At 56.1% G+C, this 22,772-nt stretch carries 22 protein-coding genes and 1 tRNA gene; 10 read left to right on the top strand and 13 right to left on the bottom strand.

Going from position 1 to position 22,772, the window contains the following annotated elements; translation table 11 throughout:
• Window positions 1-292: 292 nt before the first annotated feature.
• On the bottom strand, window positions 293-1,456 hold the full coding sequence (yqhD, locus tag ACB028_RS15070; protein ID WP_371144624.1) for an alcohol dehydrogenase: 1,164 nt from the start codon (window positions 1,454-1,456) through the stop codon (window positions 293-295).
• A 146-nt stretch (window positions 1,457-1,602) separates the two neighbouring features.
• On the opposite strand from yqhD, the gene ACB028_RS15075 reads away from it, so the two are divergent.
• Together ACB028_RS15075 and ACB028_RS15080 are read left to right on the top strand one after the other, a co-directional pair.
• The gene (locus tag ACB028_RS15075; protein WP_371144625.1) at window positions 1,603-2,505 is read left to right on the top strand and encodes an AraC family transcriptional regulator N-terminal domain-containing protein; all 903 of its coding nucleotides are present in this window, start codon (window positions 1,603-1,605) and stop codon (window positions 2,503-2,505) included.
• 18 nt (window positions 2,506-2,523) lie between these two features.
• Window positions 2,524-3,036 (top strand): lipocalin family protein, encoded by a 513-nt coding sequence (locus tag ACB028_RS15080; protein ID WP_371144626.1) that lies wholly within the window; start codon window positions 2,524-2,526, stop codon window positions 3,034-3,036.
• Window positions 3,037-3,097: 61 nt separating this feature from the next.
• Here ACB028_RS15080 and ACB028_RS15085 read toward each other — a convergent pair whose 3' ends face one another.
• Window positions 3,098-4,990 (bottom strand): methyl-accepting chemotaxis protein, encoded by a 1,893-nt coding sequence (locus ACB028_RS15085; RefSeq protein ID WP_342013668.1) that lies wholly within the window; start codon window positions 4,988-4,990, stop codon window positions 3,098-3,100.
• A gap of 280 nt (window positions 4,991-5,270) precedes the next feature.
• Window positions 5,271-5,347, bottom strand: a tRNA-Trp gene (locus ACB028_RS15090).
• A gap of 201 nt (window positions 5,348-5,548) precedes the next feature.
• On the opposite strand from ACB028_RS15090, the gene ACB028_RS15095 reads away from it, so the two are divergent.
• The 4 genes from ACB028_RS15095 to ACB028_RS15110 all read left to right on the top strand — a co-directional run bounded on the left by ACB028_RS15095 (window position 5,549) and on the right by ACB028_RS15110 (window position 8,453).
• Entirely contained in the window at window positions 5,549-6,133 is a 585-nt protein-coding gene (locus tag ACB028_RS15095; RefSeq protein ID WP_371144627.1) for a hypothetical protein, read from the top strand.
• Between the two features lie 232 nt (window positions 6,134-6,365).
• Window positions 6,366-7,286, top strand: coding sequence for an aspartate carbamoyltransferase (pyrB, locus tag ACB028_RS15100; RefSeq protein WP_042025267.1), 921 nt, complete (start codon window positions 6,366-6,368; stop codon window positions 7,284-7,286).
• 10 nt (window positions 7,287-7,296) lie between these two features.
• Window positions 7,297-7,761 carry an aspartate carbamoyltransferase regulatory subunit gene (pyrI, locus tag ACB028_RS15105; protein WP_026455957.1) on the top strand — a complete coding sequence of 155 codons (465 nt, stop codon included), beginning with the start codon at window positions 7,297-7,299 and terminating at the stop codon, window positions 7,759-7,761.
• Between the two features lie 200 nt (window positions 7,762-7,961).
• Complete coding sequence (locus ACB028_RS15110) at window positions 7,962-8,453, top strand: arginine repressor (RefSeq protein ID WP_042025268.1); 492 nt, start codon at window positions 7,962-7,964, stop codon at window positions 8,451-8,453.
• A gap of 193 nt (window positions 8,454-8,646) precedes the next feature.
• Here ACB028_RS15110 and ACB028_RS15115 read toward each other — a convergent pair whose 3' ends face one another.
• From ACB028_RS15115 to arcA, 4 genes are all read right to left on the bottom strand, one after another.
• A complete protein-coding gene (locus ACB028_RS15115) occupies window positions 8,647-10,050 on the bottom strand; it encodes a YfcC family protein (RefSeq protein ID WP_026458484.1) in 1,404 nt (467 codons plus the stop codon).
• 122 nt (window positions 10,051-10,172) lie between these two features.
• Window positions 10,173-11,177 carry an ornithine carbamoyltransferase gene (gene argF / locus ACB028_RS15120; RefSeq protein ID WP_042025270.1) on the bottom strand — a complete coding sequence of 335 codons (1,005 nt, stop codon included), beginning with the start codon at window positions 11,175-11,177 and terminating at the stop codon, window positions 10,173-10,175.
• Window positions 11,178-11,226: 49 nt separating this feature from the next.
• A complete protein-coding gene (arcC, locus tag ACB028_RS15125; RefSeq protein WP_026456278.1) occupies window positions 11,227-12,153 on the bottom strand; it encodes a carbamate kinase in 927 nt (308 codons plus the stop codon).
• 62 nt (window positions 12,154-12,215) lie between these two features.
• Entirely contained in the window at window positions 12,216-13,436 is a 1,221-nt protein-coding gene (arcA, locus tag ACB028_RS15130; protein ID WP_026456279.1) for an arginine deiminase, read from the bottom strand.
• Window positions 13,437-14,190: 754 nt separating this feature from the next.
• On the opposite strand from arcA, the gene ACB028_RS15135 reads away from it, so the two are divergent.
• The 3 genes from ACB028_RS15135 to ACB028_RS15145 all read left to right on the top strand — a co-directional run bounded on the left by ACB028_RS15135 (window position 14,191) and on the right by ACB028_RS15145 (window position 15,476).
• The gene (locus ACB028_RS15135) at window positions 14,191-14,361 is read left to right on the top strand and encodes a hypothetical protein (protein ID WP_371144666.1); all 171 of its coding nucleotides are present in this window, start codon (window positions 14,191-14,193) and stop codon (window positions 14,359-14,361) included.
• A 97-nt stretch (window positions 14,362-14,458) separates the two neighbouring features.
• Window positions 14,459-15,106, top strand: a complete 648-nt coding sequence (locus ACB028_RS15140; protein WP_026456280.1) for an AAA family ATPase — start codon at window positions 14,459-14,461, stop codon at window positions 15,104-15,106.
• Window position 15,107: 1 nt separating this feature from the next.
• Window positions 15,108-15,476, top strand: a complete 369-nt coding sequence (locus ACB028_RS15145) for a hypothetical protein (protein WP_042025272.1) — start codon at window positions 15,108-15,110, stop codon at window positions 15,474-15,476.
• 666 nt (window positions 15,477-16,142) lie between these two features.
• Here the strand turns inward: ACB028_RS15145 and hemN are convergent.
• The 4 genes from hemN to ACB028_RS15165 form a co-directional block, all read right to left on the bottom strand.
• Window positions 16,143-17,516: an oxygen-independent coproporphyrinogen III oxidase gene (hemN, locus tag ACB028_RS15150; RefSeq protein ID WP_371144628.1), complete on the bottom strand. Its 1,374-nt coding sequence runs from the start codon at window positions 17,514-17,516 to the stop codon at window positions 16,143-16,145.
• 31 nt (window positions 17,517-17,547) lie between these two features.
• Window positions 17,548-17,988 (bottom strand): DUF2489 domain-containing protein, encoded by a 441-nt coding sequence (locus ACB028_RS15155; protein WP_042025274.1) that lies wholly within the window; start codon window positions 17,986-17,988, stop codon window positions 17,548-17,550.
• A gap of 11 nt (window positions 17,989-17,999) precedes the next feature.
• On the bottom strand, window positions 18,000-18,572 hold the full coding sequence (gene yihI / locus ACB028_RS15160) for a Der GTPase-activating protein YihI (RefSeq protein WP_371144629.1): 573 nt from the start codon (window positions 18,570-18,572) through the stop codon (window positions 18,000-18,002).
• 824 nt (window positions 18,573-19,396) lie between these two features.
• A complete protein-coding gene (locus ACB028_RS15165; RefSeq protein WP_026456285.1) occupies window positions 19,397-20,014 on the bottom strand; it encodes a cytochrome c in 618 nt (205 codons plus the stop codon).
• 142 nt (window positions 20,015-20,156) lie between these two features.
• Here ACB028_RS15165 and yihA point away from each other — a divergent pair, with 142 nt between their 5' ends.
• Window positions 20,157-20,813, top strand: coding sequence for a ribosome biogenesis GTP-binding protein YihA/YsxC (yihA, locus tag ACB028_RS15170; protein ID WP_026456286.1), 657 nt, complete (start codon window positions 20,157-20,159; stop codon window positions 20,811-20,813).
• A 778-nt stretch (window positions 20,814-21,591) separates the two neighbouring features.
• Here yihA and ACB028_RS15175 read toward each other — a convergent pair.
• Together ACB028_RS15175 and aroE are read right to left on the bottom strand one after the other, a co-directional pair.
• On the bottom strand, window positions 21,592-21,852 hold the full coding sequence (locus tag ACB028_RS15175) for a DUF1488 domain-containing protein (RefSeq protein ID WP_201942237.1): 261 nt from the start codon (window positions 21,850-21,852) through the stop codon (window positions 21,592-21,594).
• Complete coding sequence (gene aroE, locus ACB028_RS15180) at window positions 21,849-22,670, bottom strand: shikimate dehydrogenase (protein ID WP_371144630.1); 822 nt, start codon at window positions 22,668-22,670, stop codon at window positions 21,849-21,851. Before aroE ends, ACB028_RS15175 begins: the two co-directional genes overlap by 4 nt.
• Between the last annotated feature and the right edge of the window lie 102 nt (window positions 22,671-22,772).

A 22,772-nucleotide genomic window follows, 5' to 3' on the forward strand; every position in this document is an offset into this window, starting at 1 on the left:
CGTACAGAATTCAGCCCATCCCTGGTCGCGATTAAAAAAAACAAACCAAATTAGAGGCTTATACCAGTAAAAACGGCTGAAAAAAGTGATCCAACCAGTCAAAAAAAATGTTTTACCGGCCCTCTATCTTAGCGTTTTTTGTTATTACGAAATCCGGCCGTGTCTCATTTTTCGCAACGAAATGCCATAAAGTAACAATTTAATAACGAAAGAGGGCCATCCGACCGCCAAATGGCGGGCGTCGGCCCCACGTATTCAATCGTTTCGCGCAGATGATGGTAAGGGTATGCCGTTACCAGGCGGCTTCATAAATATGCTGACTTTGCACCAGGTCGATGTCGCCGTGCTCACCGAGCCGGGTCATGCCGTGCTCCGCCAGTTTGCCCAGCAAGGCATCAATATCGAGTGACCCCAGATCGTAATCCCGCAGCCGGGTCTTGAGCCCCATCCGAGTGAAGAAGTCGCGGGTGGCGGCAATGGCCCCGTCGATGCGCTCCACTTCGCTGCCCTCGCGCAGATCCCACACCCGCTCGGCGTATTGCAGCAGCTTGGCGTGTTTCTGCTCGCGCTTGGCCTCGAGCAGGGCAGGCAGCACTACCGCCAGGGTCTGGGCATGATCCAGGCCATAGAGGGCGGTGAGCTCGTGACCCAGCATGTGGGTGGCCCAGTCATGAGGCACGCCGGCACCGATCAGGCCGTTGAGGGCCATGGTGGCACTCCACATGATGTTGGCGCGCACGTCGTAGTTTTCCGGCTCGGCCAGCGCCTTGGGGCCCTCCTCGATCAGAGTCAGCAGCAGCCCTTCGGCGAAGCGATCCTGCACCTTGGCGTTGACCGGGTAGGTGAGGTACTGCTCCAGAATGTGGATGAAGGCATCCACCACGCCGTTCGCCACCTGACGCGCCGGCAAGGTATAGGTGAGCACGGGGTCGAGCACGGCGAAGCGCGGCATCACGAAGGGGGAGAAGAAGTGCTGCTTGTCGCCGGTGCGCTTGCGAGTGATGACGGCCCCCATGTTCATCTCGGAGCCGGTGGCAGGCAGGGTCAGCACAGTGCCGAGGGGGATGGCGGAACGCACCTCGCTGCCGACCGTCTCGAGAATGTGCCAGGGATCCCTGGCCTGATCGTAAGGGGTAGCTGCGGCGATAAATTTGGTGCCATCCAGCACGGAACCGCCACCGACAGCGAGCAGGAAGTCGACCTTCTCGGCACGGGCCAGTTCGACCGCGCCCATCAGGGTCTCATAGGCGGGGTTGGGCTCGATGCCGCCAAACTCGAACAGGGTCATGCCCGCCAGTTCGCTGCGGATCTGCGCCAGCAGGCCGCTGCGCACCACGCTGCCACCACCATAGGTGATGAGGACACGGGCATCGGCGGGCAGCTGCTCGCGCAGTTGGGCGATCTGGCCCTTGCCAAACAGGACCTTGGTCGGGGTATGCAGGGTAAAGTTGTTCATCGGTATCACCTTCTCTGACAGCTGTGCGGCAGGGCCGCGAAATCATGATTGCATTTTTCTCCTGAACAGCCATACCATCAAGGTCACATCCTGCTTTTTTATTGCCTATTTCTGCAAGCGCACCAATTTAAAGAACAAGGGGCTCCATGCCTGACCGTTACACCGACCTGGCCACCAGGCTGACTCGCCACGTCACCGCTCCCGGCATCACCTCCTCCCCGGTGGAGCAGGTGAACCTCATCTATACCACCGAGTACCATGGCCGCACCCCGGTGCTCTACCAGCCGCGGATGATAGTGATCCTGCAGGGGCACAAAGTGGGTTATCTGGCGGATCAGGTGTTTCGCTACGACCCCAACCATTATCTGCTGATGACCCTGCCGCTGCCCTGCGAGTGCGAATGCTTCGCCTCCCCCGAGCAACCCCTCATCGGCTTCACCCTCGAAATCAATCTGGTCACCCTGCAGGAGCTGCTGCTGGAGCTGGGTGATGCCCTGCCCGCGCCGACCCCGCAGAAGAGCGGCGTGCACTCGGTGCCCATGTCGGAGGCCATGTTCTGCGCTGCCGAACGGCTGATCGATCTGATGGACAACCCCCTCCACGCCAGGGTGCTGGGACCACAGACGGTGCGGGAGATGCTGTTCTATGCTCTTGGCGAGGGAGGTGGCCCGGCCCTGCAGGCGCTGGCCAACCGTCACAACCATGTGGGTCAGATCGCCCGAGTGCTGCGTATGATAGAGCAACGTTTCGCCGACAACCTGACCATGGAAGAGCTGGCGCGGGAGGTGAACATGAGCGTGTCTGCCTTCCACCACCACTTCAAGGCGGTCACCTCTACCTCACCGCTGCAGTACATCAAGTCGTTTCGCCTGCACAAGGCGCGCCTGATGATGCTGCATGACGGCGTCAAGGCGGGGGCGGCGGCTGCCCGGGTCGGTTACGAGAGCAACTCCCAGTTCAGCCGGGAGTTCAAACGCTTTTTCGGCAGTACGCCGACGGATCAGGCTTCCCGCTTCCGGGAAGGCCAGCTGCGTATCATCGAAGGATAATAAAGAGAGGGACTACCCATGCGTTCACTGTTTTGTCTGCTTGCCACCTTGCTGCTGACAGCCTGCACCGGCCTTGCCGACGGCATTCGCCCGGTCACCGGCTTCCAGCTCGATCGCTATCTTGGCACCTGGTACGAAATCGCCCGCCTCGATCACGGCTTCGAACGAGGGCTGGAGCAGGTGAGCGCCACCTACAGCCTGCGGGACGATGGCGGCGTCAGGGTGATCAACCGCGGCAAGCAGAGCGATGGCAGCTGGCGCGAGGCACAGGGCAAGGCCTACTTCGTCGATCGGCCGGATGAGGCCCGGCTCAAGGTGAGCTTCTTCGGGCCCTTCTATGGTGGCTACAACGTCATCGATCTCGACCCCGACTACCAGCTATCCCTGGTGACCAGCTACAACCACGACTACCTCTGGATCCTCGCCCGCTCCCCCAATCCGCCCAAGGAGAAGGTGGCTGCGCTGGTCGCCAAGGCCAAGGCGCTGGGCTTTGCCACCGACCAGCTGATCTGGGTCAGGCAGATCCCCTGAATCATCAGGATCAAAAAGGGCAGCCCGCGGGCTGCCCTTTTTCATGAAAATAACCGGGAGGTCAGAGCCGGAAGCGGCCTATCTCCTGCTCCAGCCGCTCGGTCAGTGCCTTGAGCTCGGCCGCCTGGGCTGCCTCTGCACCTGCCTGCTCGGCCAGCTCCTGGGAGACGTGGCGAATGTTCTCGGTGTTGCGGCTGATCTCGCTGGTGACCGAGGTCTGCTCTTCGGCCGCCGCTGCGATCTGGGTCGCCATGTCGCTGATGGAGCCGATTGCCTCGTTGATCCGGGCCAGGCTGTGGTTGGCGGACTCGGCATCCTCCACGCTGGTGCCTGCCAGCTGACGGCTGGTCTCCATGCCGTCGACCGCGCGCCGGGTAGTCTGTTGCAGGGTCTCGATCATCTGCTGGATCTCGGCGGTAGAGTCGTGGGTGCGGCGCGACAGCACCCGCACTTCGTCCGCCACTACCGCAAAGCCGCGGCCCTGTTCGCCAGCCCGGGCCGCTTCGATGGCGGCGTTGAGCGCCAGCAGATTGGTCTGCTCGGCGATCCCGCTGATGGTCGCCAGAATGCCGCTGATCTTCTGGGCATGGGAATCCAGTTCATGGATGACCTGGCTGGCATCGGCCACTTCATCTGCGAGCCCGGTGATGCTGCGCTGGCTCTGGCCCACCTGGGATTGACCGGCGACGGCCAGCTGCACCGCTTCTCCGGCGGTAGTGGCCGCAAACTCGGCATTGCCAGCGATCTCCTGGGTAGCGGAGGCCATCTCGGTCACTGCGGTGGCCACCATGACGATCTCGTCCTGCTGCTGGCGTACCCGCTGACTACGGGCATGGGCGCCGGCGGCCTGGGTGCGGGACTGGCCAGCCAGCTCCAGGGTGACGTCCCGCAGCCGGCTGACGATGCCGTGCAAACGAGCCACAAACTGGTTGAAGCTCTCGGCAAGCTGGCCCACCTCATCCTGACTGCGGGTCTTGATATGAACGGTGAGATCCCCCTCGCCATGGGCGATGTCGTGCAAGGCGTTTGCCACCCGGCCCAGATCCGCAAACAGATATTTGAACAGGGCGGTCAGCAGGGTGCTGAACAGCAGCAACAACACCAGGGTCAACCCCATCAGTTGCCACAACAGGGTAGTAAGTGGCGCTTCCAGCACGTCGCGGTACATCACCATGGCGAGCAACCAGTCGGTGCCTGGCACTGGCTGCACCGCCAGCAATACATCACGACCATCTATGTTGGCGGCATGCAGCTCGCTGTTTTCACGTCCCCACTGCTGGAAGGTGGCGGCCGACAGATCAGGCGCCAGCTCGGAGACCTGCTTGAGCGCCAGCTTCTTGTTCGGGTGGCCGACAATCAGGCCGCTGTTGTCGAGCAGCATGGCGTAGCCTTCCCCCTGCACCTGCATCGCCAGAACTTCATCGATCAGCTTGTCTAGCGCCAGATTCGCCCCCACTGCCCCCACCAGCTCACCCTGATGACGAACCGGCTCGGAGAGGGTCACCACCAGCTTCTGCATGGTGACGCTGACATAGGGGGCCGTGATGATGAGTTGGCCCGCCTTGACCGCATCCTGATACCAGGGGCGCTCGCGAGGGTCATAGTTGCCGGTATTGAGCGAGGGATCCTGGCGGGTCATCACCCCCTGCTCCGAACCGAAATAGGTGAGCCCGAAGCCCCCCGAGGTGAAGGCCTGCTTCAGGTGAGGTACCAGTTCGGCCTGGGGATTGTCGGCGATCAGGCTGACCAGGGCGTGCACCACATTCTTGCGGTCCGCCATCCAGTCACCGATGGCCACCGAATAGGCGTGACCATAGTTGACCGCTTCGCTCTGGATAGCGTTCATGGTCCGGGATTTGAGGGTGTGAAATGCCACCACACCGAGCAGTGATGCCATCAGCAGCACCACGCCAAGGCTGGTTGCCAGCAATTTGCCGCGCAAAGAGAGTGTCATGACTACGAATCCTTGTTGTTGTATCGGGCAGGGAAAGGCCCTACTCATTTGTGGTTATCGGCGGCGAGATGAACAGACTTTAGTGAATCTGTATATTTTCACATCCATCAACAACACAAGGCGCTATCGGTGAGAAAAGAGACAAAATTCCATGCTGACAAGCAGAGGTATGCCGCCAGATTGATGACAGCGACGCAGAGGGCAAATGGGGTCAGAAAGTGCGAATAAGGAAGGTGCAGAAATGCGAAAGGCCAGCTCAATGAGCTGGCCTTTCTGAAAATGGCAGGGGCGGCAGGACTCGAACCCGCAACCATCGGTTTTGGAGACCGCTGTTCTACCAATTGGAACTACGCCCCTGCAACAAACGAGGCGTAGTATACAAAGTGGAGATCAAAGGTAAAGGCTTTTTTCACACTTTCGCTGTGATTGCACAAATCCCGAACAAGTCGCGGTGATTTGCGCAGCAATGCGGGATAACTTGCTGTATTTGCAGCCTCATCAGGGTAGGAATGGGCCATAAATGGGGGTAGGGTAAAGTGTGGAACAGGGAGGTTGTCCATGCTCAATTACCGATTGCTCCAGCAACTGGCGCCGCTCAACTTCAGGGATGAAAGCAAGACGGAGTCGCTGTCCGATTATCTTGCCCGGGTAGCCCCGCTGGTGCCCTTTATTCCGGAAAATGTGCTTTCTCAGTGGATTTATCGCCATTGGCGCGGTTTTGAGTCCAACTGGAGCTTTATCGATCTCGCCAACTACCGCTTCGAGTGCGAGCGCTGGCCCACCGAGCGCCTGATCACGCAAGTCGACTCCCGTCATATGGAGGTGATCGAACGCTGGGGCGAGATGCTGCAAAACAATCGTTACGTGCGTCGCTCCTGGCTAGGTGACTACATGCTGGGCCATGGCACCTGGCCCGAACCCATCATAGTGCTGATCCCGGGGGAAAAGGATCACCACCCGAGTGGACAGCCACTGCCAGGTCCCTGCTGTCTGCTGGAGGGACACCACAGACTCGGTTATCTGCGCGCCATGGCCCGTGACAGAGAGCCATTGCAAAGCGAACACCAGGTGTGGGTTTGCCGGCAACTTCACGACACACAAACGTTTTTCAGCACCAAAAAGGCATCTGAAATAAAATTTTGACAAATAAAAAACCAGCCCTATAATCTTTCCGGTTTTGAAAAAGGTCGGGACATAAGATGCCGTTTTTATTGCAAACAACAGCCTTGCAAACGGGTGGAACACACCAGTGCGGCCCCGTTGTTTCCGGTTTCCGACCCAAAGATCTCCCGTTATTTTTTGAAAAAAGCCCCTGTTTCAGGGGCTTTTTTTTGTGCCTGAAAAACCTTCATTGATGCCAAAGGGAATGCAGACGATGACCAATCCACTCTATAAGAAACATGTCATCTCCATCTCGGACCTGACCCGGCCCGAAATGGAACTGGTAGTCGAAACCGCACAACGGTTGAAGGCTGAACCCAACACCAGCCTGTTGCAAAACAAGCTGGTCGCCAGCTGCTTCTTCGAAGCGTCAACCCGCACCCGCCTCTCGTTCGAGACCGCGGTCCAGCGCCTGGGCGGCAACATCATCGGCTTTGCCGACGGTGGCAACACCAGCGCCAAGAAGGGCGAGACCCTGGCCGACTCCATCAAGATCATCGGCTCCTACAGCGATGCGGTAGTGATGCGTCACCCGAAGGAAGGCGCAGCCCGCCTCGCCTCCGAGTTCTCTCGCGTGCCGGTCATCAATGGCGGTGATGGTTCCAACCAGCATCCAACCCAGACCCTGCTCGACCTCTTCTCCATCCGCGAGACCCAGGGCAAGCTGGATGGCCTCAACGTCGCCTTCGTCGGTGACCTGAAATATGGCCGCACCGTGCACTCCCTGGCCCAGGCCCTGAGTCTGTTCAACTGCCGCTTCTTCTTCATCTCCCCGGAAGCGCTGGCGATGCCGGACTACATCTGCGAGGAGCTGGAAGAGAAAGGCATCCAGTTCAGCGTCCACGAGACCATGGAAGAGGTGATGCCCGAGCTGGACATCCTCTACATGACCCGCGTCCAGAAAGAGCGCTTCGACGAGACCGAATACAAGCACATGGCCGCCAAGTTCGTGCTGGAAGTGGCCACCCTGGAAGGGGCCAAGCCCACCATGAAGATCCTGCACCCCCTGCCCCGCGTCGACGAGATCGATGTGGCGGTCGACAAGACTCCCCACGCCTACTACTTCGAGCAGGCGGAAAACGGGGTCTATGCACGCCAGGCTCTGCTGGCACTGGTACTGAACGAAACTGTCTGAGGGGAACATCATGTCTGAGAAGAACCAACTGCAAGTCGAAGCCATCCGTCACGGCTCCGTCATCGACCACGTCCCCGCCGGCCAGGGCATCAAGATCCTCAAGCTGTTCCAGCTGGTGGAGACCCAGGAGCGGATCACCGTCGGCTTCAACCTGAAATCCGGCGCGCTGGGCAAGAAAGACCTCATCAAGATCGAGAACACCCGCCTGACCGAACAGCAGGCCAACCAGCTGGCGCTGTTCGCCCCCAAAGCGACCGTCAATATCATCGAAGACTTCAACGTGGTGAAGAAGCACCAGCTGGAACTGCCCGAGTTCATCGCCGGCGTGTTCCACTGCCCCAACTCCAACTGCATCTCCCACAACGAGCCGGTGGACAGCTACTTCCGGGTACGCGAGGTAAAAGGTGTGGTCCGGATGAAGTGCAAGTACTGCGAGAAGTCCTTCACCCAGGATATCGTCAGCGAGCGTTATTGATATCTGAATGGGCCCTACGGGGCCCATTTTTGAACCCTGTCACATCACCAGATTCCCAGTCAGTTATAATTTGCCATCCAAAGATGGTTATCCCAGCTCATTCCCTGCCAGCATCATGATTGCCAGTATTTTTTGCTGCTAACCAGCGAATATGGCAGATATCGAGCACTTGTTTCCTGTCATCGTCAAAGGAAGTTGCCGTGGTCAAAACACTCAGCCGCCCCGTTGCCCAGGAGCCCGAACTGGCCCAGCTGGATGCCTGTCGCCAGATCATCGGCCAGCACTGTTACAGCACTCAGGAAGAGATCCGTCGCGAGCTGTCGGAGCGCGGCTTCGCCGATATCAGCCAGTCCACCATCTCCCGCCTGCTGCGCCGTCTCGGCGTCGCCAAGGCGCAAAATGCCAACGGCAAGAAGGTCTACACCCTGGTGGACGAACAGCTGGAACCGGCCGGTAGCACCCGCTCCATCCACGAGATGGTGCGCGCCGTGGTGCACAACCAGCAGATGGTGTTGATCCATACCACCCCGGGCGCCGCCACCGTGGTGGCCCGTCTGCTGGATCGCAATGCCAATCCGGAGATCATGGGCGCCGTCGCGGGCAACGACGTGGTACTGGTCGCCCCCCGCCACATCAGCCGCACCCGCCAGGCCCATGCCGCCGTGGTGCGTACCCTGGAGCAGGCGCGCTAAACCCCTCCCCCGCATGCAGCGAGGCGACCCCAGGGTCGCCTTTTTATTGCCTGCTTGTCGCCGGGAGCGCACTTCCGTTTCACTTGCCCCTACCCTTGTGACCCAAGACCCAGGCGATAGAACCACAGCCGCCTGTTGCACATATAAAAAACGGGAGCCTTAAGGCTCCCGTTTGAATATGGAAAGAGGGTGGTCAGATCAGGGTGCCCACGCTCAGGCAGACCACGATCAGTATGGTCAGGATGCCGAGCAGCGGCGCGACCCACTTCAGCCAGCGCACATACGGCACCTTGGCGATGGCCAGGCCACCCATGACCACGGCGGAGGTCGGGGTTACCAGGTTCACCAGACCGGAGGCGGACTGATAGGCAGTCACTACCAGGTCGCGACCCACGTTGGCGAAGTCAGCCAGCGGCGCCATGATCGGCATGGTCAGCACGGCCAGACCGGAAGAGGACGGCACCAGGAAGGAGAGCACCACTTCCAGCGCGAACATCACGTTGATGAACACCACGGTGGAGAGGCCGGTCACGATCCCTTCTGCGCTGTTCAGGATGGTGTGGGTGATCATGCCGTTGTCCATCACCACCACGATACCGCGGGCGATACCGATGATGAGGGCAACACCGAGCAGGTCACGGGCACCATCAATAAAGTTGGAGGTCAGCTCTTCCTCGCTCATGCGGGAGATGAGGCCCACGATGATGGCGGAAGCCAGGAACACACCGGAAATCTCGGCCATCCACCAGCCCAGTACGGCCACACCGTAGATCATCACGGCGAAGGCGGCGACGAAGATACCAAGCACGATTTTGCGGGTAGTGGTGAACTCCAGCATCTCGTCGCTCTTGTTGCCGAGGAAGTGGGCACGGTTCTCTTCCCACTTGTCAGCCACCAGGGACTTGCTTGGATCGTTGCGCACCATCTTGGCGTAACGCATCACGTAGGCAACGCAGATCAGCCAGCCGGCGATCAGCATGGCCACGCGCAGCCAGATACCGTCGGTGAAGGAGATGCCGGCGGCGTTGGCGGCGATAACGGTAGCAAACGGGTTGATGGTGGAGCCCAGGGTACCGATACCGGCACCGAGCAGCACGGTAGCGGCGGCGACGACCGGGTCAAAACGGGCGGCCATCATCACCGGTACCAGCAGGGTGTAGAACGGCAGGGACTCTTCCGCCATGCCGTAGATGGTGCCCCCTGCGGCGAACAGCGCCATCAGGATGGGGATCATCCACTCTTCGCGGCCGCGCAGGCGATCGGTGACACGCTCGATACCGGCGTCGATGGCGCCAGTCTTGGTCACGATGCCGAGGAAGCCACCGATGATCAGGATGAAGAGGGAGACGTCGATGGCGCCTGCCTCATAGGTATCGTGGTTGTAGAGACCATCGATAGGGGCCAGCAGCACGTCGACGATCCCCTGGGGATTGCTCTCAACTTGCTTGTAGGTACCCGCCACCGGCACTTCCTTGCCGAGGGCTTCGTTCATGGTCATCTCGTATTTGCCGGCAGGCACTACCCAGCTCAGGGCGGCTACCAGGGCGATCAGCACAAACAGTATCGTGTAGGCTGACGGGAACTTGAATTTGGTCATGGTCCAGCTTCCTTCTGTGGTGTGGTATCCATGCTGGCTGCGGGTTGTAGGGTTAGAGGTATTGTTCCGCTGTCACATGGTCGAAAAGCCGGGGGTCACCCCCCGGCACCACTACTGCGACCTTAGTCGCCCAGCGTAGCAACCATCACTGCCTTGATGGTGTGCATCCGGTTTTCGGCCTCGTCGAACACGATGCTGTGCTCGGATTCGAACACGTCCTCGGTCACTTCCAGGCCTTTCATGCCATATTTGTCAGCCACTTCCTTGCCCATGGTGGTTTCATCGTTGTGGAACGCCGGCAGGCAGTGCATGAACTTCACATCCGGGTTCTTGGTGGCGTTGATGACGTCCATGTTGACCTGATACGGAGTCATCAGTTTCACGCGCTGATCCCAGGCTTCTTTCGCTTCACCCATGGATACCCAGACGTCGGTGTAAAGGAAGTCGGCACCCAGCACGCCCTCTTTCACATCTTCGGTCAGGTGAATACGGGCCCCGGTCTCTTCGGCGATCTGGCGGCACTGGGCAACCAGCTCTTCTTCCGGCCAGAAAGCTTTCGGCGCAACCAGGCGGATGTCCATGCCCATCTTGGCAGCACCGACCATCAGGGAGTTACCCATGTTGTTGCGGGCATCACCCAGGTAGGCGAACTTGATTTGATCCAGACGCTTGCCCTTGCCGTGCTCCAGCATGGTCATGAAGTCGGCCAGGATCTGGGTCGGGTGGAACTCGTTGGTCAGGCCGTTCCATACCGGTACACCGGCATAGGCACCCAGCTCTTCCACGATTTCCTGGCCGTAGCCACGGTATTCGATACCGTCATACATGCGGCCCAGTACACGGGCGGTGTCCTTCATGGACTCCTTGTGACCGATCTGGGAACCGCTCGGGCCAAGGTAGGAAACCTGGGCACCCTGGTCGAAGGCCGCCACTTCAAAGGCACAACGGGTACGGGTAGAGGTTTTTTCGAAGATCAGGGCGATGTTTTTGCCGACCAGGTGCTTGCGCTCGTAGCCACCGTATTTGGCTTTTTTCAGGTCGATGGCCAGGTCGATCATGTATTGGATTTCGCGCGGGGTGAAGTCCAGCAGTTTCAGGAAGTTACGGTTACGCAGATTAAAAGCCATGATGAGTTCTCTCTATATTTATTCAGACCAATTTGGGCAGTGTTATTGACTACGCATTCACGGTGCGAGTGGCGACGATATTGGTACCGGCTTCACCCTTGAGGATGGCCAGGCCATCTTCCAGAGAACCGATCCCGACCATGCCACCGGTCGCTTTGACAAATTCACAGGACGCTTCGATCTTCGGCCCCATGGAACCGGCATCGAACTTGACGCCAGCCAGCTCGTCCGGGCTGGTGACCCGCAGCGGGTGCTGGGTCGGCTTGCCCCAATCCAGATAGACGGCATCGGCGTCTGTCAGGATCAGCAGGGCGTCGGCCTTGATCTGCTTGGCCAGGTAGGCGGCAGACATGTCCTTGTCGATGACGGCTTCGATACCGGTCAGAGTCTGGCCGTTCCAGGTCACCGGAATACCACCACCACCGGTACAGATGATGAGGTGGCCCTGGGCGATCAGGGTTTCGATGGCATCGCCTTCCACGATCCGCTGGGGCAGCGGGGACGGCACGACGCGGCGGAAGAACTTGCCGTCAGCCTTGACCACCCAGTGCTTCTCTTCGGCCAGGGTGCGGGCTTCGGCTTCTTCATAGACGGGGCCGATAAATTTGGTCGGATTGGCGAACGCCGGATCCTGCGGGTCTACCTGCACCTGGGTCAGCAGGGCGGTGACGTTGCGGCTCGGCATCAGGTTCTTCAGCTCCTGGATCAGCATGTAGCCGATCATGCCCTGGGACTCGGCGCCCAGCACATCCAGGGGATAGGGAGAAACCTTGGTATAGGCGCTGTTTTGCAGGGCGAGCAGGCCGACTTGCGGGCCGTTGCCGTGCACCAGCACCACGTTGTACTCCTCGGCGATGCGAGCGATGGTCTTGGCGGCAGTTGCAATATTCTTGCGCTGGATGTCGGCTTCAAGCGGCTCACCACGACGGAGCAGTGCATTACCACCCAGAGCGACGACGACAGTTGGTTTTTTCATAGTGGTTGATCTCGTGTGCTTGTCTGTGTGGCGCCAGCCTCTGCCGGCGCCACGCCGTATCATCAGATGCTGTCGCGTTCCATCGGGCAGCTCATGCAGCGGGCGCCGCCGCGGCCACGGCCCAGTTCTTCACCCGGGATGGGCAGAACTGTGATGCCAGCTTTGTCGTACTTCTCGTTGGTGTAGGTGTTGCGCTCGTAACCCACGACCACGCCAGGACGTACGGTCAGTACGTTGTTGGCATCGTTCCACTGCTCGCGCTCGGCCTCGAAGCTGTCGCCACCAGTGGTGATGAGCTTGAGCTGATCCACGCCCAGGGCCTTCTCGATGGCGGTGACGAAGTAACCCTCTTCCTTGATGTTCATGCCGGTAGCACCACCCGGAGTCAGGCTCCAGCAGTTCACATCTTTACGGATGACTTCCGGATAGACGGAGAAGGTGTCGATATCCATGTGGGTCATGACGGTATCCAGGTGCATGCAGCTGCGGTGTTTCGGCAGTTCCATGGCAATGACCTGTTTGGCCTGACCGTGTTTGAACAGGTTGCGGGCCAGGTGCTCAACCCCTTGCGGAGTGGTGCGCTCGGACATACCGATGAGCACGGAGCCGCGGCCGATGACCAGTACGTCACCCCCTTCGATGGTGGAGTTGTCGTAGTCACGCTCCTCGTCACCGAAGTACTTGATGAAGTCCTGACCGGCGAACATGGGGTGCCAGCGGTAGATGGCCTTCACATGGTTGGTTTCGCGGCGACGAGCCGGTTTGGCCATCGGGTTGATGGAGACGCCACCATAGACCCAGCAGGAGGTGTCACGGGTAAAGAGATGGTTGGGCAGCGGCTCGATGATGAAATCGGTCGGTGCGTGCATGCCGACTACCATGTTGACGCCACTGTAAGGCATCTCGGAGTAGGTCAGGCCACCGGAAAGAATGCGGGCCAGTTCGCGATGCGGCATGTCAGCCAGGAAGCAGCGCACATCGTTGGCAAAAGAAGTACCGAGGCGATAGTCGGAGACCTGGTTTTGCAGCAGCCAGGCTTTGGCTTCTGGCACATCCAGGGTTTCGGCCAGCAGATTGGTCAGCAGGAAAACTTCGACATTCTGATCGCGCAGCACCTGAGCGAATTTGTCGTGCTCCTGACCGGCGCGTTCAACAGACAAGACGTCATCAAACAGCAGGTCCTGGCAGTTGGAGGGGGTCAGACGCTTCAGACTGAGGTTGGGGCGGTGCAACATGACACGGCGCAGTTGGCCAACTTCAGAACCTACATAAAATTTGCTCATGATTATATTCCGTTTAGCAGTGGTCCATGCGAGTGATTGAATAGATTCCTTCTATTCATGCTCGTGGCTAAGGCGGGATATTCTTTATGTAGGGTATTCGGCTTGTGTTCTATCCTGCCTTTGCCTTTCGAGAGCGAGGTTAGACCTGCCAATGAAGTTAAACTTAGACATTGATCACATTCACTCAGAACTGAATAAATTCACGAAGAGATCTTTGACTGGGGTAGCAGAAATGGCATTTCCTCATTCAGAGGATATGAATAGATAACTAAAAAAACGCCTGTAAATTTCATAAATAAATCTATTTGATTCAACCGCTCCCTCTCTAAAGGGGTAATCAAAAACAATTAAATTGTTATATTTCAACAAATTAACTTCAACATTAGTTTTAATGTGAATGTTGCATTCACTTTTATGAATAATTCACTGCTTTTATTCCGCTATCGAGAGAAATAAATAGTCATATTTCAAATTCTCACTGCATAAATCTTTTCTTGCTCCAGATCATGGCATTGTCGTCACGCCTCATGAGCCTTGCCTCATATCCTCCTCCTGATGCCTGTCTTGCTCCATGAATATGCACACAGCCAGCATCTTGCCAATCAACCATTCATCCTGCGACAGAGGGACCAGTTCGGCACTTTTTTCATTAATTGAATTTATTCATCCTCCTTGCGCCACTCCAAACCTCGGCTTAACTCAAAAAGTGATTTAGATCACATATAAACGGTGTTAACAAGGAGTCGTTATGAAGATGAGATCTTTACTGCTGCTCGCCAGCCTGTTGCTGCCCGTGGTACCGGGTATCAGTCAGGCGGAGGGAGCCCCAGCCATGCCCCTGGTGGTCTGCCAGGTCGATCAGGCTCCCCAGATGCTGGTGCCCGAGTATGTCTGCCGCTGGCAAGGTGGCATCCAGCGTTACTAGCCCGCTGCGCGAGAGGAGCCATCTCCTCTCGCCTTGTCTTGAAGAAAGCCCCTCCTATACTCAAAACAGCTGTGTCATCAGGGAAAGGGGCGCGACAATGATCCTGCTGGTTGGTGGAGAGAAGGGAGGCAGCGGCAAGAGTTGCCTGGCACAAAATCTGGCTGTCTATCTCAGGACCCAGTTTCAGGGGGAAGTACTACTGGTCGACTGCGACCCGCAGCGCACCACCTCCGACTGGATCCAGGAGCGCAATGACAATCCCGACCTGCCCCAAATCAATTGCGTGCAGCTGTATGGCAATATCCGCAACGATCTCATCAGCCTGAAGAATCGCTACGACTACGTCATCGTCGATTGTGGCGGCCAGGATAACCGGGCATTGCGCTCCACCATGGCAGTCGCTACCCATGCCCTGATCCCCCTTCGCCCCAAACGCCGCGATCTCAAGACCCTGCCGCATATGGAAGATCTCATTACGACCTGCAAGATGGTCAATCCGACCCTCAATGCGGCCGTGGTGCTGACCCAGTGCCCCGCCCTGCCCAACCAGGCAAAGCGTATTCTGGAGGCGAAGGAGGTCTGTGCATCGTTTGGCGTCGATGTACTCAATGCCATTACTTATGGCCGCAATGTCTACGACGACAGCGAGGAGAAGGGGCTCTCGGTAATGGAGATAGAGCCGGATGGCAAATCCGCCGAGGAGATCCGGACCATCGCCAAAGAATTTCTGACATTGGGAGTGTAATATGGGCCTTGCCGACCTGAAGAAAAAGCACCAGCTGCATCACCAGAAGAAATTTACCGTCGACGAGTTCATTGAGGACGCGGAGTTCTATGCCAAGGGGAAACCCAAGGTGGTCAGCCTGGAACTGAGCCTGCACAGGGATGAGGCTCTCTCGGCGTTGGCGTTCATCGAGCGCGGCGACCATCTGAAGCCCAGCTATAAAAAGGCTACCTTCTCCATGAGTACGGCGGCCATCAGCGAGCTGGGCAGCCTGACGCAACAAGATGGCATGAACAAATCCCTGTTGTTGCGTCTTTTCACCCACTACTTCGCCTCCCTTAGCCCTGAGGAGCGCCAGACCATCTATGAGCGACTGAACCAGCAACTTTAATACCCTCTTTCACCTCGCCATTACCTATGGCATCCCTCCTGACTTCATTCCTGGCAAGCCCCCTATCCTGTTGCACCAGCAACCAACCAGCGCATGTAAGAGATCTGCCATACAAGCCGTAAGCAAATGCCGTAAAAGCTCCTCGAAATAATCGGAAAAGGCGATCCTAAAAAATGACAACAACACACTTAATTAATTGTTTTTATACAAAAAATAAAAACATTAGCACTTTCTTAAATTAGCAAAATAAAAACGTTTTTCACCCTGGCGTTGTACGCAACCGGAAAATCCTTATAGTTACTCATGCACGGACGCGATGAAGTCGGTCAGGAAGACTGGCTGCCAGGGTTGGGCAAATGGACTCACCACAGGATGTGGTAAAGGACACCTCCCGGGATGGAGAAAGTGCGGCGAGAAAGGATGACTCGTCAGGCCAAGATGGCTAAAGGACACCCCAAAGGATTGGGAAGGGGAAACCTAAAGGAAGAGGTAAACAGTCAGGGATTGCAGGGAGCAACTTCGTTCAAGGATCTGAGCGATACGACTACCGGGGGCGACGCAAGTCGCCCCCATCTTTTTATCTGCGTTTTCCGCTCACCCCATATCGAGCGTGTTTCCCAGTCGCAAATACACAACGGGCGCCAAAATGGCGCCCGTTGTGTATTGTCAGATCACTCGCGAAAACTGCTGTTGGCGCGCCTTGTTACGCAAGTAGACATCGAAACACATGCAAATGTTGCGAATGAGCAAATGCCCCGTGGACGAAACCTCCAAGCCTTCATCGGTCATACGAACCAGGCCATCGTCGACAAAGGTCTGCAACAGCTTGAGGTCATCGGCGAAGTACTCTTTGAAAACCAGACCATGCTCTTGCTCTATCGCAGCAAAGTTCAGACGAAAATCGCAGATCAGCCGCTTGATTACCTCACGGCGGATTAGGTCATCCCGATTGAGCGAGCATCCCTTCCACTGGGCATGGCCCAGCTCGTTCACTTGGGCGTAATAAGTCTTGAGCTCTTTCTGGTTCTGGGAATAGGCATCGCCGATCATACTGATGGATGAAACCCCCAACCCCAACAGATCACAGTCACCCTGAGTGGTATAGCCCTGGAAGTTGCGGTGCAGCTTGCCTTCACGCTGGGCCACAGCCAGCTCGTCATCAGGCTTGGCAAAGTGATCCATGCCGATAAACTGGTAACCCCGCCCGGTCAGGAAGGCGATGGTGTCCTGCAGCATGGCCAACTTCTCTTGTGGCGCAGGCATATCCTCTTCTTTCAGCTTGCGCTGGGCAGCAAAACGGCTTGGCAGATGCGCATAATTGAAGATGGAGAGACGCGCAGGATCCGTTTTGAGCACTTCTTCCAGGGTGTGATGGAAGCTGCTCTGATCCTGATGTGGCAGACCATAGATAAGGTCGAGGTTGGTAGAACGAAAACCGAGTTCACGCGCCCGCTCCAGCATGGCGCGAATAAAGTCGTTATCCTGTTCGCGATTGACGGCTAGCTGCACATCCTTGTTGAAGTCCTGCACACCCAGGCTGATGCGGTTGAAACCAACCTCCCGCAGTACATCCAGCATGGTGAGTTCGATCTCGCGGGGGTCGACCTCGATGCTGAACTCTCCCTGTTCGGCAAACCGGAAGTGTTCGCGCAACATGCCCATCAAACGACGGGTTTGGGGCTCGTTCAGATAGGTTGGTGTACCACCGCCCCAATGCAGTTGGGTCACCAGACGATGTTTGAACAGGGGGGCCTGCGCCTTGATCTCTTGCTCAAGGTGATCAAGGTATTCATCGGCCTTGTGCTGGTGGCGAGTGATCACCTTGTTGCAACCGCAGTAATAGCAAAGCTTGTGGCAGAAAGGGATGTGCACGTAGAGCGACAGATTGCGCTCGGGATACTGACTGGCGGCCTGGACAAAATCGCCGTAACCAAAGCTCTCATTGAACTCCAGCGCGGTAGGATAGGAGGTATATCTCGGGCCACTGTAGTTGTATTTTTCGATCAGGGCCTGATCCCACACAATCTGTTCTGCTTGCACGCTCGCTTCCTCTCTTCTTGTTATTGATGGCTCACTGACTCAACTGCAGATCTTTCAACTGGGCGACATCCTTGAGGATCTGGGTCTCCAGCTCGGCTTCATAGCCACTGCGTTCAAGATCCAGCTTCATCACTTCGTTGCGTTTGAGCGCACGGCGTGCCTCGTGAGTCGGCATCTCTTTCACCTTCTCGTAGAGACCATAAAGGCCCGGGAATTCAGCAGCAAAAGCGCGTCCTTCCTTGATCTGCAAGGCATCCAGCAGATTGGTCAGGCGAATAGCCCCTTCGGAATAATCACACTGTCCTTCCAACACGGCGTGGGCGATCACTCGCACGCTATCCAGGATCCGCTCGTTACGCGCCTTGATCGCCTGTAACTGCATCTCTTGCTGCCGTTTCAGCCGGGCCAACAGCATGCCGGCATAAATCGCCAGACCTGACAAAATCAGGCCGCCCAACAGGGCGGCCAGCATCCATCCACTCATCACTTCTTCTTCGGTTCGGGTTGATAATCAACCTGGGTGAAACGATCCCACAGCTCCTCTTCAGAGGCCGGCTGTTGAGGTTCATCGTATTCAGCTTCCTCATCGACGAAGGAGAACTCCTCTTCATCCTCGTCGTTGTCGATGATGCCAAGTTCATCCATCAGCTCCTGATAACGATCAACACGCTGATCGACCCAGGCCTGCTCGGCGGCATCCAGCGTCTCACCGGCATCGAGACGATCCAGCAGGGCATTCAGACGATCATCATTCTCGATGGCCGCCAGTTCCTGCTCCGGAGTCATCGCCAGCTTCTTCTCTTTCACCGGCTTGGATGCTGCCGCCTTGATGCTCTTCTCTTCAACAATCAGAGCAATCGGCTTGCGAGAGCCGATACGAGGATCTTTTGCCTGTTTGGCGCCGGATTTTTTGCCTTGCTGTTCGACCTGCTGGCGAGAGCCCGCCTTCAGCCCCTTGCGTTTGGCAGCCCGTTTACGCTCACGACCTTCCTGAGCACTGGCTTCTGATTCTTTGCGCTTGCCAGTAGGCTTGCGAGTGGGTTGTTTGGCAGACATGAATGGCTAACTCCGAAAATAACTTGGTTTGAACCCTATCCGGGGTGATGTCACCCGGTGGGACACGATACGGGGAGCAGTGAGGCTGGAACAAGAGCAGGAACCCGCACCAATCCGGCCTTTTCAGGCCACTGAACACCGCAGGATCGGTATCCTCTGGGCATATTGCTGGTATTTTGACACAGAATGGCGGGCCGGGTTAATGACCCAACAGAAAAAAGGCAGCCGAAGCTGCCTTGATATGTGTATGCGAACACCTCCCGAAATGGCAAGACCGCGTATTTCATCCGTCCGTAACGGCAAATGATCACATCATATCCGGGTAGGGTCTTCCTGACCTTGTTATTGAGTCGTCCTGAATGTGCGTGTGCTTGCTTGACCCACGCCGACAACATCCTGTTATCGCGAAGGAGAATGCGCATCCCGCCCCCCCATCCCGCTCCGGAGATGGTCACCATCCTGATCCTTCAATCCCTTGCCGACTCCAAAGAGCCCATGGCGTCCACCATGCCTGACATCCTGTTGTCACTGCGTCCTGCAATGAGCCTTTTGGAGAAATCCTTTGCATTAATGGTATCAACACCATAAAGCGGCTCAATCACTCAGGGATCATTTCTATGCATCATAAAAGTGCATTTTCAATTTAACTACATGATTAATTGAGGTTATTTGAAAAGACACAGAGATATTTGAGCCTTGGCCGACCCGATAAATGGAAGATCTCTTACAAACAACAAGGACTATTACGAGAATGGGAAGGTGAAAGCAAAAACAACGGGGAGCAGAAGCTCCCCGTTATGCAACCCTACAATGCAATCGTCTAATCAGTGCAGTCCGGCAATATACTTGGACAACACATCGATATCTTGATCGGTCAGTTTCTTGGCCACATCGCGCATCATGCCATTCGGATCGTTATCCCGAGTGCCAGCACGGAACTTGGTCAACTGATCCTTGATGTAAGCCGGATGCTGCCCGGACAAATTCGGATACTTGGCCTGCTCGACTCCGGAACCGCGCGGACCATGACAGGCGGTACAGGCAGCCAAACCACGACTCAAGTCGCCTCCCATATAGAGAGCCTTGCCTGCTTCGACGACATCGTCAGGAACGGCGATCGGCGTCACCTTCTGGCTGGAGAAATAAGCCGCCAGATCATCCATGTCCTGTTCAGACAAAGGCAATGCCATCGGCCCCATCACGGGCGCGACCCGACCAGTTTGGCCGGAAGCGGCTGCCTTGAGTTCAATCAACTGCTTTTTGATATATGATGCGTGCTGACCAGCAATTTTGGGGTACATATCAACCAGGCTGTTTCCGTCCGGTCCATGACAAGCCGCACAAACAGCAGCCTTGGTCTGTCCCGCAGCGGCATCGCCTGTGGCTTGTGCCATCCCCGTTACGCCAACCATCAGAGCAAGAGTAATGACTAGGTTCTTCATGGCGTTCCAACTTTTCGTTATTAGGCTTCCAGATCCCATGCCGCTGAAGGCATGTTAAAATAAACGCGTTTAAGCGACGCCATTTTACACTATTTTACAAAAAAGTAACTCCATAACCCTCTATCTCCATAGGGAATTTACGTTGGATACACAAATTCTGAATTTCAATAAGGTGCATTTTGTGACCAGCGCACCCGACATCCGCCACCTGCCAAATGATGGGGGTGTCGAGATCGCGTTTGCAGGCCGTTCCAATGCCGGCAAGTCATCTGCTTTGAACACCTTGACCAAACACAAGAACCTGGCTCGGACCAGTAAGACCCCGGGCCGTACCCAGCTCATCAACCTGTTCGAACTGGAACCGGGCAAACGTCTGGTCGACCTGCCAGGCTACGGTTATGCCCAGGTTCCGCTGGAAATGAAGCTCAAGTGGCAAAAGTCACTGGCAGAGTATCTGCAGCGTCGTGAGTCATTGAAAGGACTGGTGATCCTGATGGACATTCGCCACCCGCTCAAAGACACCGATATGAATATGCTGGAGTGGAGTACTCACCGCGAGTTGCCGGTAATGTTGCTGCTGACCAAGGCGGACAAATTGAGCCCGGGTCCCCGCAACAATCAGGTGATCAAGGTACGTCAAGCTGTTGCCAGCCTGGGTCCGCAGATCCAGGTGGAAGCCTTCTCGTCACTCAGCAATATCGGCGTAGAAAAGCTGGCGAAGACCCTGACCGACTGGTATCTGGCCGGCGCGGATGAAGGTCTCGTCGATGCCGACGAACAGGAGTCTAGCGAGGAGTAATCCGATCCTCGTCTTTCCTTGCAATTGGCGGAGATCCCCCTCCGCTGATTGAAAGGGTTTCAGATTGATATTTTCTCTCCATTCTTTCTCCTCGCCCCCACCCCTTACCCGCATAAAACAGAGCCATCCTTAATTATCAGATAGATAGATATTTAATTTTCAAAGAGAATTAACATTTCAAAATTCTGATATCGTTTTCACGCAGGTGCGTTCAAGAAGTAATAAAATCACCTAAAACGACAAAACTGTAATTTAATTACGCAGTGCGCACGAGATAGGATAAAAATGAGGCCGAATGACAGTGCTGTCACCCGGCCTGAAACAAGAAGTTAAAAAAAATGGGAAGAAGCTGATTCTTGAGAACCACGACGATAGGTATTTCCTCAAGAAGCACCTCATTCTAACAAATACACCGGCAAATTAAAGTATTTACTCTAAGCGCTGCGCATAAAAAAACACCCCGACGAGAATCTCATCGGGGCTGCTATTCAGCCACATTCAATTACGTGAAATAAAAGGTCTGAAAGATAGAACATCTTACCTCTGTACCCTACGCCGAGAATCGTACAACAAAGCAGCAAAAAGTGAAAGGAATTTATGTAATTAAATTCCAAACTCAAGATTGAACAAAAATTCTTTATTTTTCATTTAGATAAAAAAATCCCCAGTACGAATACCGGGGAGTTATAAAGGTGACTAGCTAGCACTTCCTCAACTATCTAGTTAGTCCACGGCGAGCCATGGAAGTTCCGACGCAAAGAAAAAAAACCTGAAAAAATCAAAGATAGATGGCGCCATCTTCGCCAAACTCTTGTTCTTCAATGAGTTTTTCCGCTATATCCTCAATGTCAAAGCGCACACTTTCGAATGCCCGCACTATGTCATCTTCCTTCGTTAGTACAAGCCCGGTCATTTTCTCCAGTCTGCGGCGGCTGATGTAGCAATTGATCAGCGCACCCATCTGCTGGGCCGGGAAGTGCACCCGCTGCTCTTGAGCTTGCCACTCCATCAAGTCGGGAAAAAGAATACCTTGGTTCATAGGATCCCCAGATTACGCTTCAGCTCTCTCAATACTTGTTTAGTACCTGGCCGGATGCCACGCCACACGGTGAACGCTTCCGCAGCTTGCTCCACCAGCATGCCCAGTCCGTCCATGGTATGACGGGCCCCCTGTTGCCTGGCCCAGGCGATGAATGGGGTGTCCGTAGCACCATACATCATGTCATAGATGGCGATATCAGCATGGATCAGAGCAGGCGACAGCGGAGGCAACTCACCTTGCAAACTGGCAGAGGTTGAATTGATGACAAGATCGAAAGTTCCGCTCAGCTGTTCATAAGTTTGCGCCGTTACCGCGCCCAAATCACTAAACTCGGCAGCCAGCTGTTCGGCTCTGGCGTGAGTACGGTTGGCAATCACCAGTTCGCCTGGTTGTTCTGCCAATAACGGTGCCAAGGCCCCACGAGCCGCGCCACCGGCACCCAGCAACAAGATCCGGCAACCAGCCAGAGACACCCCATGGGATTTCAGGTCGGCTACCAGGCCGGCGCCGTCGGTATTGTCTCCAAGCAACACTCCATCGTCGGTCAGCTTGATGGTATTGACGGCCCCAGCCCGCTTGGCCCTGGGGCTCAGTTGATTCACCAATGCGAACGCCTGCTCTTTAAATGGCACCGTGACGTTGCACCCCTTGCCCCCCTGGGCAAAAAAATCGTGCAAAGCAGCAGCAAATTGATCGACGGCAGGCTCGGCAAGCCCGTACTCCAACTCTTGTTGAGTCTGTCTGGCAAACAAGGTGTGGATGAAGGGAGATTTGCTATGGCGCACCGGGTGGCCAAAAACCAGATAATGATCCATCAAAGCATTCCAGCAGAGAGCGATGTCCCGATTTAACGGGTTTTCCTTCTCAGGGACAAGCCGAATCTCGGCAACAGAAAGGGGCCGCAAGCGGCCCCTTTT

The organism is Aeromonas sp. S9(2024), from assembly GCF_041403185.1.
In the GTDB taxonomy this organism is placed as follows: Bacteria; Pseudomonadota; Gammaproteobacteria; order Enterobacterales; family Aeromonadaceae; genus Aeromonas; species Aeromonas enteropelogenes.

Excerpts from the sequence above, each read along its gene's own strand:
- yqhD (WP_371144624.1), bottom strand. The coding sequence starts at position 1,456 with ATGAACAACTTTACCCTGCATACCCCGACCAAGGTCCTGTTTGGCAAG.
- ACB028_RS15075 (WP_371144625.1), top strand. The coding sequence starts at position 1,603 with ATGCCTGACCGTTACACCGACCTGGCCACCAGGCTGACTCGCCACGTC.
- ACB028_RS15080 (WP_371144626.1), top strand. The coding sequence starts at position 2,524 with ATGCGTTCACTGTTTTGTCTGCTTGCCACCTTGCTGCTGACAGCCTGC.
- ACB028_RS15085 (WP_342013668.1), bottom strand. The coding sequence starts at position 4,990 with ATGACACTCTCTTTGCGCGGCAAATTGCTGGCAACCAGCCTTGGCGTG.
- ACB028_RS15095 (WP_371144627.1), top strand. The coding sequence starts at position 5,549 with ATGCTCAATTACCGATTGCTCCAGCAACTGGCGCCGCTCAACTTCAGG.
- pyrB (WP_042025267.1), top strand. The coding sequence starts at position 6,366 with ATGACCAATCCACTCTATAAGAAACATGTCATCTCCATCTCGGACCTG.
- pyrI (WP_026455957.1), top strand. The coding sequence starts at position 7,297 with ATGTCTGAGAAGAACCAACTGCAAGTCGAAGCCATCCGTCACGGCTCC.
- ACB028_RS15115 (WP_026458484.1), bottom strand. The coding sequence starts at position 10,050 with ATGACCAAATTCAAGTTCCCGTCAGCCTACACGATACTGTTTGTGCTG.
- argF (WP_042025270.1), bottom strand. The coding sequence starts at position 11,177 with ATGGCTTTTAATCTGCGTAACCGTAACTTCCTGAAACTGCTGGACTTC.
- arcC (WP_026456278.1), bottom strand. The coding sequence starts at position 12,153 with ATGAAAAAACCAACTGTCGTCGTCGCTCTGGGTGGTAATGCACTGCTC.
- arcA (WP_026456279.1), bottom strand. The coding sequence starts at position 13,436 with ATGAGCAAATTTTATGTAGGTTCTGAAGTTGGCCAACTGCGCCGTGTC.
- ACB028_RS15135 (WP_371144666.1), top strand. The coding sequence starts at position 14,191 with ATGAGATCTTTACTGCTGCTCGCCAGCCTGTTGCTGCCCGTGGTACCG.
- ACB028_RS15140 (WP_026456280.1), top strand. The coding sequence starts at position 14,459 with ATGATCCTGCTGGTTGGTGGAGAGAAGGGAGGCAGCGGCAAGAGTTGC.
- ACB028_RS15145 (WP_042025272.1), top strand. The coding sequence starts at position 15,108 with ATGGGCCTTGCCGACCTGAAGAAAAAGCACCAGCTGCATCACCAGAAG.
- ACB028_RS15155 (WP_042025274.1), bottom strand. The coding sequence starts at position 17,988 with ATGCTGGCCGCCCTGTTGGGCGGCCTGATTTTGTCAGGTCTGGCGATT.
- yihI (WP_371144629.1), bottom strand. The coding sequence starts at position 18,572 with ATGTCTGCCAAACAACCCACTCGCAAGCCTACTGGCAAGCGCAAAGAA.
- ACB028_RS15165 (WP_026456285.1), bottom strand. The coding sequence starts at position 20,014 with ATGAAGAACCTAGTCATTACTCTTGCTCTGATGGTTGGCGTAACGGGG.
- ACB028_RS15175 (WP_201942237.1), bottom strand. The coding sequence starts at position 21,852 with ATGAACCAAGGTATTCTTTTTCCCGACTTGATGGAGTGGCAAGCTCAA.
- aroE (WP_371144630.1), bottom strand. The coding sequence starts at position 22,670 with ATGGATCATTATCTGGTTTTTGGCCACCCGGTGCGCCATAGCAAATCT.